Here is a 15,364-nt window from a genome sequence, read left to right on the forward strand (position 1 = left end):
GGGGTCCTCCTCAACAGATGTCGATGACGGCAAGCACGGCACCGGTGCGCACCTGACCACCGGCCGGCACCGGCAGTTCGGTGACCACGCCGTCGGTCGGGGCGAGCACCTGATGTTCCAGCTTCATCGCTTCCAGGGTGAGCAGCGGCTCGCCGGCCACGACCCGCTGGCCGACCTGGACGTGTACCCGGGTCACCGCACCGGGTAGCGGCGCGAGCAGCGACCCGGCCGCCACCTCCGCCGTGGGCAGCGGGAGACGCGGCAACTCGACGAGGCTCGCCGCCCCGTCCGGGCCGTCCACGAAGACAGCCGACCCCACCCGGTGGACGCGGTACGCGCACCGCACCCCGTCGACGTCGAGCACCACCCCACCCGGGCTGGCCTCGACAAGCGCCACGTCCGGTGGTCCGGCGGCAGGGCCAGCGGCGGCGGGGCTGGTGGCGGTCGGGTCGGCGGACCACTCGGCGAGCCGACCCACGCGGTCCAACCGGTAGCGGACCTCGACCTCGCCGTCCGGACCACCGAACCGGGTGACCTGCGGGACGGCCGGCACGTTCCGCCAGCCCGACGGCAACCCGGCCAGCACCTTCGCCTCGGCGCGACGGCCGGCGGCCGCGGCGAGCGCCGCGGCGAGCGCCACCACCGGGAGCCGGTCGGCGGGCAGCAGCGGGGCGAAGACCTCCGGATGCCGATCCAGGAACCCGGTGTCGATCTCCACGGCGGCGAACGCCTGACTGCGCAGCACCCGGACCAGCAGGTCCCGGTTGGTGGTCACCCCGTGCAGCTCGGCCCGGGTCAGCGCGGTGGACAGCAGTCGGGTCGCCTCCGTCCGGGTGCGACCCCAGGCGATCAGCTTCGCCAGCATCGAGTCGTAGTGCACGCCGACCACCGAGCCGGCCACCACCCCCGAGTCGAGCCGCAGCCCCGGTCGGTCCAGCCCACCGAACTCGGTCGTCACCTGGGGGACCGCGAACCGGTGCAGGGTGCCGGTCGCCGGCCGCCAACCCGCCCCGGCGTCCTCGGCGCACAGGCGTACCTCGATCGCGTGCCCGGTGCCGACCGGCAGGGTCGCCGGCAGCGGCTCGCCCTCGGCGACGAGCAGTTGCAACCCCACCAGGTCCAGACCGGTGCACAGCTCGGTGACCGGGTGCTCCACCTGGAGACGGGTGTTCATCTCCAGGAAGAAGATCTCGCCACCCGGGGCGAGCAGGAACTCCACAGTGCCCGCCCCGACGTAGTCGACCGCGCGACCGGCGGCCACCGCGGCCTCGTGCAACGCCGTGCGCACCCGCTCCGGAACGACAGCCGGGGCCTCCTCGACGATCTTCTGGTGCCGGCGTTGGATGGAGCACTCCCGGTCACCGAGAGCCACCACCCGGCCGTGGGTGTCCCCGAAGATCTGCACCTCGACGTGCCGGCCGCGCTCGACGTACCGCTCGATGAAGACCGTGCCGTCGCCGAACGCGGCAGCCGCCTCGCGGCGCGCGGACGCGACGGCGTCGGCCAGTTCGTCGGCCCCCCGGACGATCCGCATCCCCCGCCCGCCACCACCGGCGGACGCCTTCACCAGGACCGGGAAGTCGGTGACCGCGCCGGTGTCGGTCCAACTGGGCAGCATCGGCACGCCGGCCTCGGCGAGCAGCCCTTTCGCGGCGAGCTTGTCGCCCATCACGGCGATCACCTTGGCCGGCGGGCCGACCCAGGTCAGTCCCGCGTCGGTCACCGCCGCCGCGAAGTCGGCGTTCTCGGCGAGGAAGCCGTACCCCGGGTGGACGGCGTCCGCGCCGCACCGCCGGGCCGCGTCCAGGATCAACTCGACCCGCAGGTACGTCTCGGCGGGCGAGTCCCCGGGCAGCCGGACCGCCTGGTCGGCCTCGGTGGCGAACGGCGCGTCGGCGTCCCCGTCCGAGTACACGGCCACCGTCTGCACACCGAGCGCCCGGCAGGTCGCGAAGACCCGGCGGGCGATCTCCCCCCGGTTGGCCACGAGCAATTTGGTGATCATCGTCGGCTTCGCCCCCCTACATCCGGAAGACGCCGAAACCGTCGGCGCCCTTCACCGGTCCGTTGTGGATCGCCGAGAGGCAGAGCCCGAGGACGGTACGCGTGTCCCGAGGGTCGATCACCCCGTCGTCGTAGAGCCGACCGGAGAGGAAGAGCGCTCCCGACTGCGACTCGATCTGCTGCTCGACCATCATCCGCATCGCGGCGTCGGACTCCTCGTCGAAGGAGCGTCCCCGGGCGGCGGCGGCCTGCCGGGCCACGATCGACAGCACCCCGGCGAGCTGTGCCGGACCCATCACCGCCGACTTCGCGTTCGGCCAGGTGAACAGGAACCTCGGCTCGTACGCCCGCCCGCACATGCCGTAGTTGCCGGCCCCGTACGAGGCGCCCAGGTTCACCGTCAGGTGCGGCACCGTCGAGTTGGACACCGCATTGATCATCAGCGCGCCGTGCTTGATGATGCCGCGCTGCTCGTACTCGGTGCCGACCATGTAGCCGGTGGTGTTCTGGAGGAAGATCAGCGGCGTGTCCGAGGCGTTCGCGAGCTGGATGAACTGGGCCGCCTTCTGCGCCTCCGCGCTGAACAGCACCCCCCGGGCGTTGGCCAGCACACCCACCGGGTACCCGTGCAGTTCACCCCAGCCGGTGACCAGCGCGTCCCCGTACGCCGGCTTGAACTCGTCGAAGTCGCTGCCGTCCAGGATCCGGGCCAGCACCTCGCGGGGATCGAACGGCACCTTCAGGTCGGCGCTGGTGATGCCGAGGAGTTCCTCCGGGTCGTACTTCGGCGGCTGCGGCACCGCCGTCCGCGGCGCCGGGCCGTGCTTGCGCCAGTTCAACCGGCGTACGCACTGCCGGGCCAGCCGGATGCCGTCCCGCTCGTCGGCGGCCAGGTAGTCGGCGAGCCCGGACGTGCCGGCGTGCATCGCCGCACCGCCCAGTGACTCGTCGTCGGTGACCTCGCCGGTCGCCATCTTCACGAGCGGCGGCCCGGCCAGGTAGACCTGCGACCGGTCCCGAATCATGATCACGTGGTCGGACATTCCCGGCACGTACGCACCACCGGCCGTGGCGTTACCGAAGACCACGCTGACCGTCGGGATGCCCGCCGCCGAGAGCCGGGTCAGGTCCCGGAACACCCGACCGCCCGGGATGAAGATCTCCGCCTGGGTGGGCAGGTCCGCCCCGGCCGACTCCACCAGATTGACCATCGGCAGCCGGTTGGCCAGGGCGATCTCACCGGCCCGCCGGGTCTTCGCGAGAGACCACGGGTTCACCGCGCCACCGCGTACCGTCGGGTCGTTGGCGACGATCAGGCACTCCACACCCTCGACCACCCCGATGCCGGTGACCACGCTGGCCCCGACCGGGAAGTCCGTGCCGTACGCGGCGACCGGCGACAACTCCAGGAACGGGCTGTCGGCGTCCACCAGCAGCTCGATCCGTTCCCGGGGGAGCAGCTTGCCGCGCCCGTGGTGCCGGGCCACGTACTTCTCGCCACCGCCCGCCCGCGCCTGGTCCAGCGCGGCATCCAGCTCGGCCAGCCGCTCCAGCAGTGCCGCGCGGTTCGCCGCGTACGCCGGTGCGGACGGGTCGACCGCGCTGTCCAGGATGGTCACTGTGCCTCCCTCGTTCGCGACTGCGGGGCGCTCACAGGCCCATGCCCTTCGCGATGATCTCGTTCATGATCTCGGTGGTGCCGCCGCCGATGCCGAGGATCCGGGCGTCCCGGTAGTGCCGCTCCACCTCGGCGTCGCGCAGGTAGCCGAAGCCGCCGTGCAGTTGCAACGCCTGGTCCACGACCTGGTCGCAGGCGGCCACCGCCACGTTCTTCGCCATCGCCACCTCGGTCACCACCGGCTCGCCCGCGGCGACCCGGGTGGCCACCTCGTGCACGTACGACCGGGCCGCCTCGGCCCGGGTGTGCATCTCGGCCAACCGGTGCCGGATCAGTTGCCGACTGGCCAGCGGACGCCCGAAGGTCTCCCGGTCCCGACACCAGCGCGTCGCCAGCTCGACGCAGCGCTGCGCGGTCGCGTACGCCTGGGTCGCCAACGAGAGCCGCTCGGTGGCGAAGTGCTGCATGATCGCCAGGAATCCGGTGTTCTCCGCGCCGATCCGATTGGCGACCGGCACCCGCACGTCGACGAACGACAGCTCGGCGGTGTCCGAGCAGTGCCAGCCCAGCTTCTCCAGCCGGCGTCCCACGGTGAACCCGGGCAGCCCCTTGTCGATGACCAGCAGGGTGAGTTCGCCGCTGCCGGGAAAGTCGGTGCACACCGCCGTGGTGACGAAGTCGGCCCGATGCCCGCTGGTGATGTACGTCTTCGACCCGTTCACCACGTAGTGGTCGCCGTCCCGGCGGGCGGTGGTGCGGATGCCGGCCACGTCCGAACCACTGTCCGGCTCGGTGATGGCCAGCGCGCCGATCATCGTGCCGGCCAGGGTGGGGCGGACGTACCGCTCGATCAGGCTGTCGTCGCCCGGGGACGCGGTGCCGCCAAGCCGGCCGCCCAGCGAGCCACCGGAGCGGGTCCCGGCCGCCGCCGTCATGTGCGGCAGCGCGATGCCATGCGTGAACAGGGCCGCCACCAGGCCGGACGAGCCGCCGGAGCGGATCAGCTCCTCGGTCACGATGATCGAGTCGAGCAGATCCCCGCCGCTGCCGCCGACCGACTCGGGAAAGCCGATGCCGAGCAGACCGAGCTTCGCGGCGGTCGCGTGCAGTGACCGGGGCACCTCGCCGGCCCGCTCCCAGTCGTCCAGGTGCGGCAGCACCTCCCGGGTCACGAAGGCCCGGGTCAACTCGCGCAGGTGCCGCCGCTCCGGGGTGTCCACGATGCTCACCGTGCTCCCCCTGTTCGCGACTGCGGAGCTGCCCCGGGCAGCACCTCGGCGGGCAGGTCGACGATCCGGGCGCGCAGCAGCTCACCGAGCGCCTTGGCCTGCGGGTCGAACCGGGTGGACGCGGCCACCCCGGCCCCGAGCAGACCCTCGATCACGAAGTTGACCGCGCGCAGGTTCGGCAGTTCGTAGCGCCGTACCGGCAGCGGCGCGGTCTCCGGCAACAGCTCGGCCAGCCGCTCGACGGTCAGCCAGGCGCGCAGCCACGCGTACCCGGCTTCGGTCCGTGCCCAGACACCGAGGTTGGCATCCCCACCCTTGTCCCCGGAGCGTGCGCCGACCAGCTCGCCGAGCACGCCGCGCCGCGTCGGTCCGCCAACCGCCGTGCCGTCGTACGGGACTGTCTCGTCCGCCGGAACGGCGGCGGTGCGGATCGGTGGGGCGATCGGCACCCGTTGACCATCGGGCAGCACCGCGACGTGCGCCACCGCGTCCTGCGGCGTCGAGTCGGCGGTGAAGACGCCGTACGGGGTCGCGTCACCCGGCAGGGTGGTCAGTGTGCAGCCCGGGTACGAGGCCAGCGCCAGCTCCACCGCGGCGGCCGAGAAGGCCCGTCCGGCCCGCGTCCGGTCGCCGTCCCGCAGGTGTACGTGCAGCAGGGCACTCGCGGTCTCGGTGTCGGCGGCGTCCACGTGGTCGGTCCGGGCCAGCGTGAACTCCAGCCCGTCCTTCCCCACCGCCTCCTCGACCTGACCCCGGACCAGGGCCGCCTTCGCCTCGATGTCGAGTCCGCAGAGGACGAAGGTCATCGAGTTGCGGAAGCCGCCGAGGTTGTTGACGCCCACCTTGAGCGTGGGCGGTGGCGGCGTACCCCGGACACCGGAGACCCGCACCCGGTCCGGCCCGTCCTGGCGCAGCGTCACCGTGTCCAGTCGGGTCACCACATCCGGCCCCAGGTACGCCGGTCCACCGATCTCGTAGAGCAGCTGCGCGGTGACCGTCTCCACGGTGACGGCGCCACCGGTGCCCGCATGCTTGGTGAGCACCGTCGAGCCGTCGGCGTGCACCTCGGCGATCGGAAAGCCGGGCCGGTGGCCGCCGTCGGGCAGCTCCGTGAAGAAGCTGAAGTTGCCACCGGTGACCTGTGCGCCGCACTCGACGAGGTGCCCCGCGACGGTCGCCCCGGCCAGCTCGTCGAGGTCGTCGCGGCCCCAGCCGTACCGGGCGATGGCCGGGCCGACGACGAGCGACGCGTCGGTGACGCGACCGGTGACCACCACGTCCGCACCGCCGTCGAGGCACGCTGCGATGCCGAACGCGCCGAGGTAGGCGTTCGCGCTCAACGCGTCCGGGCGCTGGAGGGCGTCGCCCTCGACGTACCCGACGCGGGCCGGCAGGCCCAGCCGGACGGCGAGGGCGGTGATGGCGGCGGCCAGGCCGGCCGGGTTCAACCCGCCGGCGTTGGTCACGATCCGCACCCCCCGTTCCAGGGCGGTGCCGAGGCACGTCTCCAGTTGACGCAGGAACGTCTTCGCGTACCCCAGGTCGGGGTCGCGCAGCCGGTCCCGGGCGAGGATCAGCATGGTCAACTCGGCCAGGTAGTCACCGGTCAGCACGTCCAGCTCGCCGCCGTCGAGCATCTCCTGCCAGGCGGTGAACCGGTCCCCGTAGAAACCGGAGGCGTTGCCGATCCGGATCATGCCGGCGTCCCCTTCCCGCCGGCCGGCTGCCGGCCGTCGCCGGGCGGCCCGGCGAACGCCTGCGCCACGTCGAGCCACTCGTCGGCGACCGGCCCGGTGGCGACCAGGGCCAGGTCCGCGCGGTGTCGGCGCTGGGTGACCAGCAGGCAGAAGTCCAGGGCGGGGCCGCTCAGCCGGTCGGCGGCGTCCGCCGGACCCCAGGTCCAGACGTCGCCGCCGGGCCCGACCAACTCGACCCGGACCGGCGTCGTCGGTATGTCCCGGCCGTGGGCGGCGAACCCGTGCCCGAGGGTACGCACACCGAGGTGCGCGACGTGCCGGAGTCGGTCGCTCGCGGGTCGGACGACGCCGAGCGTGTCGGCCACGTCCTCGCCGTGCGCCCAGGTCTCCATGATCCGGGCGGTCGCCATCGAGGTGGCCGACATCCGGGTGCCGAACCACTGCAGTTTCTCGCCGGACGGGACGGCGGCCAGCGCGTCGGCGAGCGCCGCCCGGCCGGCCCGCCAGCGGGCGAGCAGCTCGACTGGCGGGGCGAGGAACTCTTCGGCGCCGTCATCGACCATGCGGGTCGGGTCCGGCGCGGCGGTCACCGCCGCGAAGAACGCCTCGGTGTCGGTGGCCGCCAGCAGCGACATGTGATCGGTCCAGGCGAGGTGGGCGATCTGGTGCCCGATGCTCCAGCCCGCCGCGAGGGTCGGTCGAGCCCAGTCGGTCGCCGGTAACGGCGCCACCAGGCTGTCCAGTTGGGCGGACTCGGCGGCCAGATCCGCGAGCAGGTCGGTGAGATCGACCATGGGTGCCTCCGGTCGGTTGTGGCCGGCGCGGCCAGCGGTCAGGGCGTGAGCAGGGTGGCGAGTTGGCGCTTCCAGGTGCTCAGCAGGGCGGTACGGCGGGCCGAGTCGTCGTTGAGCAGGTTGGCCACCCCGAGCCCGCGGAGCAGGTCGAGAGTGGCCTGGACCGCCTCGCGGACACCGGGTCGACGCTCGTCGACACCGAGTAGGGCCACGGTGAGGCGGTGCATCTCCCGGCCGACAGTCGCCTCCAGCGGCACCAGGGCGTCGCGGAGTTCCTGGTCCGTGCGGGCGGCGACCCAGAGTTCGAGGGCGGCCACGAACAGTGGCCCGGTGAACGCCACGCCGAGCAGGTCGATCACCCGGTCCAACCGCTGCGGGCCGGCCGGCAACGCCTCGGCCTCGGTGCGCAGCTCGACGGCCCGCCGCTCGGCGAGATGGGCCACGGCGGCTGTCACCAGTGCCGCCTTCGTCGGGTAGTGGTGCAGTTGGGCACCGCGCGAGACACCGGCCCGCGCGGCGACGACGGTGGTCGTGGTGCCGGACCAGCCGTGCTCGATCAGGCAGTCGACTGTCGCCTCCAGCAGGCGGGCCCGGGTGGCGCGGCTGCGCTCCTGCTGAGGGACGCGCGTCGATGCGGTGGGCACCGGACCAGCCTGCGGCCTCGGAAACAAACAGTCAAGACTGACTTTTTTGGCCGTCGTTCGGCTCGCCGCCGAGGCGTCGATGCCGTACCGGTCAGCGGCCAGGTCCGAGCATCGTCCTGGTTGCGGCGGTTGTCCTGGTTCGAGCCGCACGAGGTAGCGGCATTTTCGTCTGTCACGGTCACCCGCCACCCAGGGCGGCCGGCCGGCCCGGATCACGACCGGGCCGGTGGACGCCGACATCGCGGCCGGCGCTCACTCGTTCCATGACAGCCGTCCCCACCGTGTCCCGGAAGAGCAGCCGCAGGTCGGGACAGACCGGCTTCAGCGGCCGTCGCGGGGAGCGAAGACAGCGAGCGCCTCGGCGTCACTGTGCCGGGACCGCAGGAATTCGTCGGCCCACTCGGCGGCGTCCGGGAAGGTCGACTCGGCGGCCACCCGCGCGCAGGCGGCATCGACGTCGAAGCGGGTACGGCGGAGCTGGACGCCCGGCCCGAGCAGCGCCCAGTGCGCCCCCGCGCCGCCGTACGGCATGCCGATGCTGCCCGGGTTGACCACCAGACGTCGATCGACCAGCCGGGTGAAGGGCATGTGGGTGTGGCCGCAGGCCACCGTCGTCACCTCGGCCGGCACCTCGGCGAACACCTCCGCCCAGCGCTCCATCCGGGTGTCGACGAGGACGACCTCCTCGTCGTCGCGCGGGGTGGCGTGGCAGAACAACGTCGGTCCGAGGCCGTCGATCTCCAGGGTCACCGTCAGCGGGAGTGCGGCCAGCCGATCCAGTTGGTCGTCGCGGAGCTGCTCGGCGGCCCAGTTCGACACCTCGATGGAGGCGGGGCGGCCGGCGCGGGCCTCGACCAGCTCGCGCTCGCAGTTGCCGCCGACCCAGCAGACCCGGTCGCCGAGATCAGCGAGCAGGTCCAACACCTCGACCGGTTGTGGACCGGCCGCGATGTCCCCGGTGAGCACGATCAGATCGGCGGTGGCGACGTCCGGCTCGGCCAGCACGGCCTCCAGCGCGGGCAGCACACCGTGGATGTCGGAGAGGACAGCGACTCGATTCGGCATCAGCCCACCCTGACGCTGGCGCCGAGCCGGGTCCAGCGAATCTGCGGCGGGCAGACGAAGAAATCCGGCCCGGTCCGCGTGCTGCGGGCCGGGCCGGAACGTCGCGGGCGCCGGGGTGGTAGCCCGGCGCGCCGGGTCAGACGCGGGCGCGCCGGGCCAGGCGCTCCGGGTCCAGGATGATGATGCTCTTGCCGTCCAGTCGCAGCCAGCCACGCGAGGCGAAGTCGGCGAGCGCCTTGTTGACCGTCTCCCGGGAGGCGCCGACGAGCTGGGCGATCTCCTCCTGGGTGAGGTCGTGGGTCACCCGCAGGACGCCACCGTCGCGGGTGCCGAACCGACCGGCCATCTGGAGCAGGTTCTTCGCGACCCGACCCGGCACGTCCGTGAAGATCAGGTCGGCGAGCGAGTCGTTCGTCCGGCGCAGCCGCCGGGCGAGCACCCGGAGCAGTTGCTCGGCGATCTCCGGGCGGTTGGCCAGCCACGGCCGCAGCGCCTGCTTGCGCAGTCGTACGAGCCGGGTGTCCGTTACCGCGGTGGCGGTCGCCGTACGCGGACCCGGGTCGAAGAGCGACAGCTCACCGACCATGTCCGAGGGCCCCATCACCGCGATCAGGTTCTGCCGGCCGTCCGCTGCGCGGCGACCAACCTTGATCTTCCCGGACAGCAGGATATAGAGGCTGTCACCGGGCTCGCCCTCATTGAAAACGATCTCGCCCTTGCGGACTTCGATCGTCTCCATCTCCTTGGCAAGCGCCTCGGCAGCTTCCGGGTCGACACCCTGGAAGATCCCGCTGCGGGCCAGTACCTCGTCCATCGCGCACCTCCGGTTGCGCGTGCCGTCCGTCGGCCGGGTCCGCCGTCCGCTGATCCCCTCGCGCGCCGCCAAGTCTAGGCGCACATGAGCTTGAATCAGAGGTCGCCCCTGGAATCTTGATCGTTGGGCGTAACCTGCCCGACGTGCTGAGCGAGCCAACTCTGACCAGTCGCTCCGAGGACGGGTGGGACATTCCGCTGCTCGTCTGGCGCGCCGACGGACCTCTGCGGGCCGTCAGCAGCGGCCCGCTGGGCGGTGGAATCGGCGCCCGGCACTGGGTGCTGAACGCGACAGTGCCGATGTCGTACGACCGGGACGACCCGGCCGCCCACCTGACCGCGCTCGCCGCCGACCTCGCCCTCGACGGACCCGGCGTTGGTCTGCTGACCGGCGTCGACGTGGCCGAGGTGGTGGCCCGGGCCGACACCGGGGTCCGGGCCTGGGCGACGGTCGGGCTCGGCACGCCGGTGCGCGCGGCCGCGCCGGCTCCGGCCGGGCTCGTCCAGCGGGTCGGCACGGTCAACATCGTGGTGTACGTGCCAGCCCGACTCGCCGACTCGGCACTGATCAACGCGGTGGCCACGGCGACCGAGGCGAAGACCCAGGCGATCACCGACCTCGGACTGCCGGGGACCGGCACCCCGACCGACGCGGTCACCGTGCTCTGCCCGGTCGACGGGCCGGAGGCCGCGTACGGGGGGCCGCGCTCCACCTGGGGCGCCCCGCTCGCCCGAGCGGTGCACGCGGCGGTGCTCGCCGGGGGTGCTCGGGCGGTCGTGCCCTGGTCAGAGCAGCTTCCCGACTGAACTTCCGACCGATCGGCTGTCGTCGGCGCGTTGCCGGCCCGGTAGGGTCGCGAGCGATGTATGCTCCCGCCTCTCTCGCGTCCCGCCCGCGTCGCCGCGTCGTGCTCGGCCTCGCCGGGCTGCTGGCCGCCCTGCTCGTCGCCGGCTGCGGCGACCCCGGCGGGGAGAAGGCTCCCGTCTGGCAGCCCGGTGCCGGCGGCGGTGGCACCGGCGCACCGGTGACCGCGGCCGGCCCGGAGGCCACCGGGCCGGCGGACTCCGCCACGGGCGGCGCGATCTCGCTGTCCGCCACCGGCGACATCATCATGGGCAACGCACCGAGCCGGCTGCCCGCCGCCGGTGGCAAGGGCTTCTTCACCTCGGTCACCGAGGCGCTCAAGGCCGACCTGGTGATGGGCAATCTGGAAGAGCCGCTGACCGTGGACACCGGCACCGGCAAGTGCGGTGCCAACTCCACCCGCTGCTTCCAGTTCCGGGCCCCACCGGAGTACGCCGCGCACCTGCGCGACGCCGGCTTCGACGTGCTCAACCAGGCCAACAACCACGGCTACGACTACGGGCCGAAGGGCTACGAGAACACCCAGCAGGCGCTGGAGAAGTACGACCTGGAGCACACCGGTGCGCCGGACCAGATCACCGTGGTCGACGTCAAGGGCGTCAAGGTCGCGGTGGCCGGCTTCTCGTCGTACGTCTGGTCCAACAGCCTGGTCGACATCGCCGAGGCGAAGGCCGTGGTCGCCAAGGCCGCCACCATGGCCGATTTGGTCGTGGTGCAGGTGCACATGGGTGGCGAGGGCGCGGACAAGACCCGGGTGAAGCCGGGCACCGAGATGTTCCTGGGCGAGAACCGGGGTGATCCGGTCAAGTTCTCCCACGCCATGATCGACGCCGGCGCCGACCTGATCGTCGGACACGGGCCGCACGTGCTGCGCGGCATGGAGTTCTACCAGGGCCGGCTGATCGCGTACAGCCTGGGCAACTTCGCCGGCGGCGGCAACTCGCTGAGCAACGATGGCCGCCTCGGCTGGGGCGGGGTGCTCAAGGTCTCGCTGAAGCCGGACGGCAGCTGGGCCGGTGGCTCGTTCACCTCGACGTACATGAACGACGCCGGTAAGCCGACGATGGACTCGAACGACAGGGGTCTGGGCCTGATCGGCGACCTGAGCGGGAGCGACTTCCCGAAGAGTGGCGCGCGGTTCGACGAGCAGGGCAAGATCTCCCCGCCAACGGGCGGCTGACCCGAGCGGGAACGTCCGGGGCGCGACGTAGGCTGACCGTCGTGACCAGTAGTCCCCCCGGTGCCAGCGAGACCGACCTCGGGCGCACCCGCCGCGCCCGCAAGATCGGCCGGGTGCTGACCGAGACGCATCCCGACGCGCACTGCGAGCTGGACCACTCCAGCGCCCTGGAGCTGTCCGTCGCCACGATCCTCTCCGCGCAGTGCACGGACAAGAAGGTCAACGAGGTCACCCCGAAGCTCTTCGCCCGCTATCCGAGCGCCGCCGCGTACGCCGGTGCCGACCGTGGCGAGATGGAGGAGCTGATCCGGCCCACCGGCTTCTACCGCAACAAGACCGACTCGCTGATCAAGCTGGGCCAGGCCCTCCTCGACCGGTACGACGGCAGTGTCCCCGGCCGGCTCGCCGACCTGGTGACGCTGCCCGGGATCGGCCGTAAGACCGCGAACGTGATCCTCGGCAACGCCTTCGACGTTCCCGGCATCACCGTCGACACGCACTTCCAGCGGCTGGTCCACCGGTGGCGGCTGACCAGCGAAACCGACCCGGTCAAGATCGAGCATGCGATCGGCGCGTTGTACCCGAAGCGCGACTGGACCATGCTGTCGCACCGGATCATCTTCCACGGGCGGCGGGTCTGCCATGCCCGCAAACCGGCCTGTGGCGCGTGCACGCTCGCGAAGCTCTGCCCCTCGTACGGCACCGGCCCGACCGAGCCCGCCGCCGCCGCGAAGCTGCTCAAGGGGCCTCGGGCGCGGGACCTGGCGGTGGCCGCCGGCGTCGACCCGGAGCTGGTGCCCGCCCAGGCGGTCGCCGCGGAGGTGCCGTGAACCGCCGCCTCGCCCTGGTGATCCTGCCGCTGCTGCTGACCCTCGCCGGCTGCACCAGCGGCGCCGCCGACGATCCGGCCCCCCGCCGGGCCGCCGCCGAGCGACCATCACCGTTCCGGGACTGTTCCACGCTGACCGCCCGACCCGCGGCTGCCTCGCCCGGCTCCGCCACACCCGGCGCGACTGCCCCCGCGTCGCCCGCCGCCACGCCCGACGCGACGGTCTCCGCAACCGGCGCCGGCGCGACGGCCCCCGCCGCTGGCGGTCGGGCGCTGCCGGAGCTGACGCTGTCCTGCTTCACCGGCGGCGCGCCCGTCGCCCTTCGGGACGTGGCCGGGCCGGTGGTGATCAACGTGTGGGCCTCCTGGTGCCCGCCGTGCCGCAAGGAGCTGCCCGCCTTCCAACGCCTCAGCGAGCGGGCCGCCGGTCAGCTCCAGGTGGTCGGGGTCAACAGTCGGGACAGCCGCAGCGGCGCCCAGGCCATCGGTGAGGACTTCGGCATCCGGTTCCCGATCCTGGTCGACCAGGGTGAGGCGCTGCAACGCAAGCTGGAGCGCAGCTTCTTCCCCATGACCATTCTGGTCGGCGCCGACGGTCAGGTCCGGCACATCGAAGCCAGCGGCGCGCTCGACGACGCCCAACTCGCCGCACTGGTCCGTAAGCACCTCGGCCTGACGGTGCCCGCGTGACCCGTCGACCGCCCGAGTGGATCGAGCCGTTGCTGACCCGGCTCGGCACCGCCCGCGCCGAGGACTTCACCCGGCTGACCACTCCGGCCGAGGGTGGTCGGGAGAGCGCCGTGCTGGTGCTGCTCGGCGAGCAGCCCGGCGTCGGCCCCGACGTGCTGGTCCTGCAACGCGCCGCCACCCTGCGTACCCACGCCGGCCAGCCGGCCTTTCCCGGGGGCGCGGCCGACCCGGAGGACGCCGACGTCCGGGCCACCGCCCTGCGCGAGGCGAACGAGGAGGTCGGCCTCGACCCGACCAGCGTGACCGTACTGGCCGAGCTGCCGAAACTGTGGATCCCGGTCAGCGACTTCGTGGTCACCCCGGTGCTGGCCTGGTGGCACGACCCGCACCCGGTGCACCCCCGGGAGCCGGCCGAGGTGGCGCACGTGGCCCGTCTGCCGGTGAGCGAGCTGGTCGACCCGGCCAACCGGCTGCGGGTCCGCCACCCGAGCGGCTGGATCGGCCCGGCGTTCTCCGCACGGGGGATGCTCGTCTGGGGCTTCACCGCCGGGGTGCTGGCCACCCTCTTGGAGATGGGCGGCTGGGCTCGGCCGTGGCCGCGTGAGCGGGTGGTGGAGCTGCCGCCGAGTGGTGCGGCCCCAGCCCCGTCGGCGGGCACCGACGACGCCGACGAGAGTGCCCTGCGCTGACCGCGCCTTCACTTTCCGCAAGCGATGGTCATCCGGTGGGCACACTGCCCGTACGCTTGACCCGTGTCCGTCGTGGATCTGCTGCTGCTCCTGCTCATGCTCCTGTTCGCGATCAGCGGATACCGTCAGGGCTTCGCCATCGGCATCCTGTCGCTCGCCGGGTTCTTCCTGGGCCTGCTGCTGGGCCTCCAGCTCGGGCCGCTGTTCGCCAGGCAGTTCGTGGATCCCGTCGCCCGGGTGCTGATCTCGCTGGTGGCGATCTTCGGGCTGGCAGTGATCGGTCAGGCGCTCGCCGGTTGGCTCGGCTCACGCCTGCGTAAGACGATCACCAGTGAGGTGGGCAGGCGGGCCGACGACATCGGCGGAGCCGTCGTCTCACTGCTCGCGGTGCTCCTGTTCGCCTGGCTGATCGCCGTGCCGTTCGGCTCGTCCGCGGTGCCCTGGATCGCCGCCGCGGTGCGCAACAGCGCGCTGATCACGGTGGTGAACCGGGTCCTGCCCAACCAGGCCCACGATCTGACCACGGCGTTGCAGGACACTCTCGACACCGACGGGTTCCCGGACGTCTTCGGTGACCTCGCGCCCACGCGCGCCCGCCAGGTCGAGCCGCCCGACCCGGCACTGGCCGGCTCACAGGTGGTGGTCAACGGGCAGCGGTCGGTCGTCAAGGTGCTCGGCTCCGCACCCAGCTGTTCACGCCGCATCGAGGGTTCCGGCTTCGTCTACGCCGACGACCGGGTGATGACCAACGCGCACGTCGTCGCCGGGACCCGTACGGTCGCCGTGGAGCTGGGCGGCGAGCGGTACGACGGCAAGGTGGTGGTCTACGACCCGGACCGGGACCTGGCCGTGCTACTCGTACCCGGACTGCCCGGTCCGTCCCTGCGGTTCGCCGCCGGTAACGCGGGCAGCGGCGCCGACGCCATCGTGCTCGGCTTCCCGCTCGACGGCCCCTACAACGCGCAGTCGGCGCGGATCCGCGACGTCGACCGGATCAAGGGACCGGACATCTACTCCGACGGTGACGTCACCCGGGAGATCTACACGATCCGGGCGCTGGTCCGCAGCGGCAACTCGGGAGGTCCGCTGCTCTCCTCCAACGGCCTGGTGCTCGGCGTGATCTTCGCGGCGGCGGTCGACGACTCGAACACCGGCTTCGCGGTGACCGCGGCCGAGGCCCGCCCGGTCGCGCTGGCCGGTGCCGAACGTAACCGGCAGGTCGGCACCGGCGAGTGCACCTGACCGCC

The 15,364-nt window shown here is 72.6% G+C and carries 14 protein-coding genes; 6 read left to right on the forward strand and 8 right to left on the reverse strand.

Going from position 1 to position 15,364, the window contains the following annotated elements:
- Window positions 1-10 precede the first annotated feature (10 nt).
- From AB0C01_RS08620 to AB0C01_RS08655, 8 genes are all read right to left on the reverse strand, one after another.
- Window positions 11-2,005 carry a biotin carboxylase N-terminal domain-containing protein gene (locus tag AB0C01_RS08620; RefSeq protein WP_357570762.1) on the reverse strand — a complete coding sequence of 665 codons (1,995 nt, stop codon included), beginning with the start codon at window positions 2,003-2,005 and terminating at the stop codon, window positions 11-13.
- A 16-nt stretch (window positions 2,006-2,021) separates the two neighbouring features.
- Window positions 2,022-3,623 carry a carboxyl transferase domain-containing protein gene (locus tag AB0C01_RS08625; protein ID WP_357570763.1) on the reverse strand — a complete coding sequence of 534 codons (1,602 nt, stop codon included), beginning with the start codon at window positions 3,621-3,623 and terminating at the stop codon, window positions 2,022-2,024.
- A gap of 31 nt (window positions 3,624-3,654) precedes the next feature.
- Entirely contained in the window at window positions 3,655-4,851 is a 1,197-nt protein-coding gene (locus tag AB0C01_RS08630) for an acyl-CoA dehydrogenase family protein (RefSeq protein ID WP_357570764.1), read from the reverse strand.
- Complete coding sequence (locus AB0C01_RS08635; RefSeq protein ID WP_357570765.1) at window positions 4,848-6,548, reverse strand: acyclic terpene utilization AtuA family protein; 1,701 nt, start codon at window positions 6,546-6,548, stop codon at window positions 4,848-4,850. The genes AB0C01_RS08630 and AB0C01_RS08635 overlap by 4 nt, the downstream gene beginning before the upstream one ends.
- Window positions 6,545-7,342, reverse strand: a complete 798-nt coding sequence (locus AB0C01_RS08640; RefSeq protein WP_357570766.1) for a TIGR03084 family metal-binding protein — start codon at window positions 7,340-7,342, stop codon at window positions 6,545-6,547. The genes AB0C01_RS08635 and AB0C01_RS08640 overlap by 4 nt, the downstream gene beginning before the upstream one ends.
- Window positions 7,343-7,380: 38 nt before the next feature.
- Entirely contained in the window at window positions 7,381-7,986 is a 606-nt protein-coding gene (locus AB0C01_RS08645; RefSeq protein ID WP_357570767.1) for a TetR/AcrR family transcriptional regulator, read from the reverse strand.
- Between the two features lie 321 nt (window positions 7,987-8,307).
- Entirely contained in the window at window positions 8,308-9,051 is a 744-nt protein-coding gene (locus tag AB0C01_RS08650; protein ID WP_357570768.1) for a metallophosphoesterase family protein, read from the reverse strand.
- Between the two features lie 136 nt (window positions 9,052-9,187).
- Window positions 9,188-9,865, reverse strand: a complete 678-nt coding sequence (locus AB0C01_RS08655) for a Crp/Fnr family transcriptional regulator (RefSeq protein WP_110563686.1) — start codon at window positions 9,863-9,865, stop codon at window positions 9,188-9,190.
- A 143-nt stretch (window positions 9,866-10,008) separates the two neighbouring features.
- Here AB0C01_RS08655 and AB0C01_RS08660 point away from each other — a divergent pair, with 143 nt between their 5' ends.
- The 6 genes from AB0C01_RS08660 to AB0C01_RS08685 all read left to right on the forward strand — a co-directional run bounded on the left by AB0C01_RS08660 (window position 10,009) and on the right by AB0C01_RS08685 (window position 15,359).
- On the forward strand, window positions 10,009-10,671 hold the full coding sequence (locus tag AB0C01_RS08660) for an adenosylcobinamide amidohydrolase (protein WP_357570769.1): 663 nt from the start codon (window positions 10,009-10,011) through the stop codon (window positions 10,669-10,671).
- 56 nt (window positions 10,672-10,727) lie between these two features.
- Window positions 10,728-11,909, forward strand: coding sequence for a CapA family protein (locus tag AB0C01_RS08665; protein ID WP_357252932.1), 1,182 nt, complete (start codon window positions 10,728-10,730; stop codon window positions 11,907-11,909).
- Window positions 11,910-11,950: 41 nt separating this feature from the next.
- On the forward strand, window positions 11,951-12,739 hold the full coding sequence (gene nth / locus AB0C01_RS08670) for an endonuclease III (protein ID WP_357252930.1): 789 nt from the start codon (window positions 11,951-11,953) through the stop codon (window positions 12,737-12,739).
- Window positions 12,736-13,428 (forward strand): TlpA disulfide reductase family protein, encoded by a 693-nt coding sequence (locus AB0C01_RS08675; protein ID WP_357252927.1) that lies wholly within the window; start codon window positions 12,736-12,738, stop codon window positions 13,426-13,428. The genes nth and AB0C01_RS08675 overlap by 4 nt, the downstream gene beginning before the upstream one ends.
- Complete coding sequence (locus AB0C01_RS08680) at window positions 13,425-14,117, forward strand: CoA pyrophosphatase (RefSeq protein ID WP_357252925.1); 693 nt, start codon at window positions 13,425-13,427, stop codon at window positions 14,115-14,117. Before AB0C01_RS08675 ends, AB0C01_RS08680 begins: the two co-directional genes overlap by 4 nt.
- Window positions 14,118-14,180: 63 nt before the next feature.
- The gene (locus AB0C01_RS08685; RefSeq protein WP_357252922.1) at window positions 14,181-15,359 is read left to right on the forward strand and encodes a MarP family serine protease; all 1,179 of its coding nucleotides are present in this window, start codon (window positions 14,181-14,183) and stop codon (window positions 15,357-15,359) included.
- Window positions 15,360-15,364 lie beyond the last annotated feature (5 nt).

Source organism: Micromonospora sp. NPDC048905 (assembly GCF_040649655.1).
In the GTDB taxonomy this organism is placed as follows: Bacteria; Actinomycetota; Actinomycetes; order Mycobacteriales; family Micromonosporaceae; genus Micromonospora.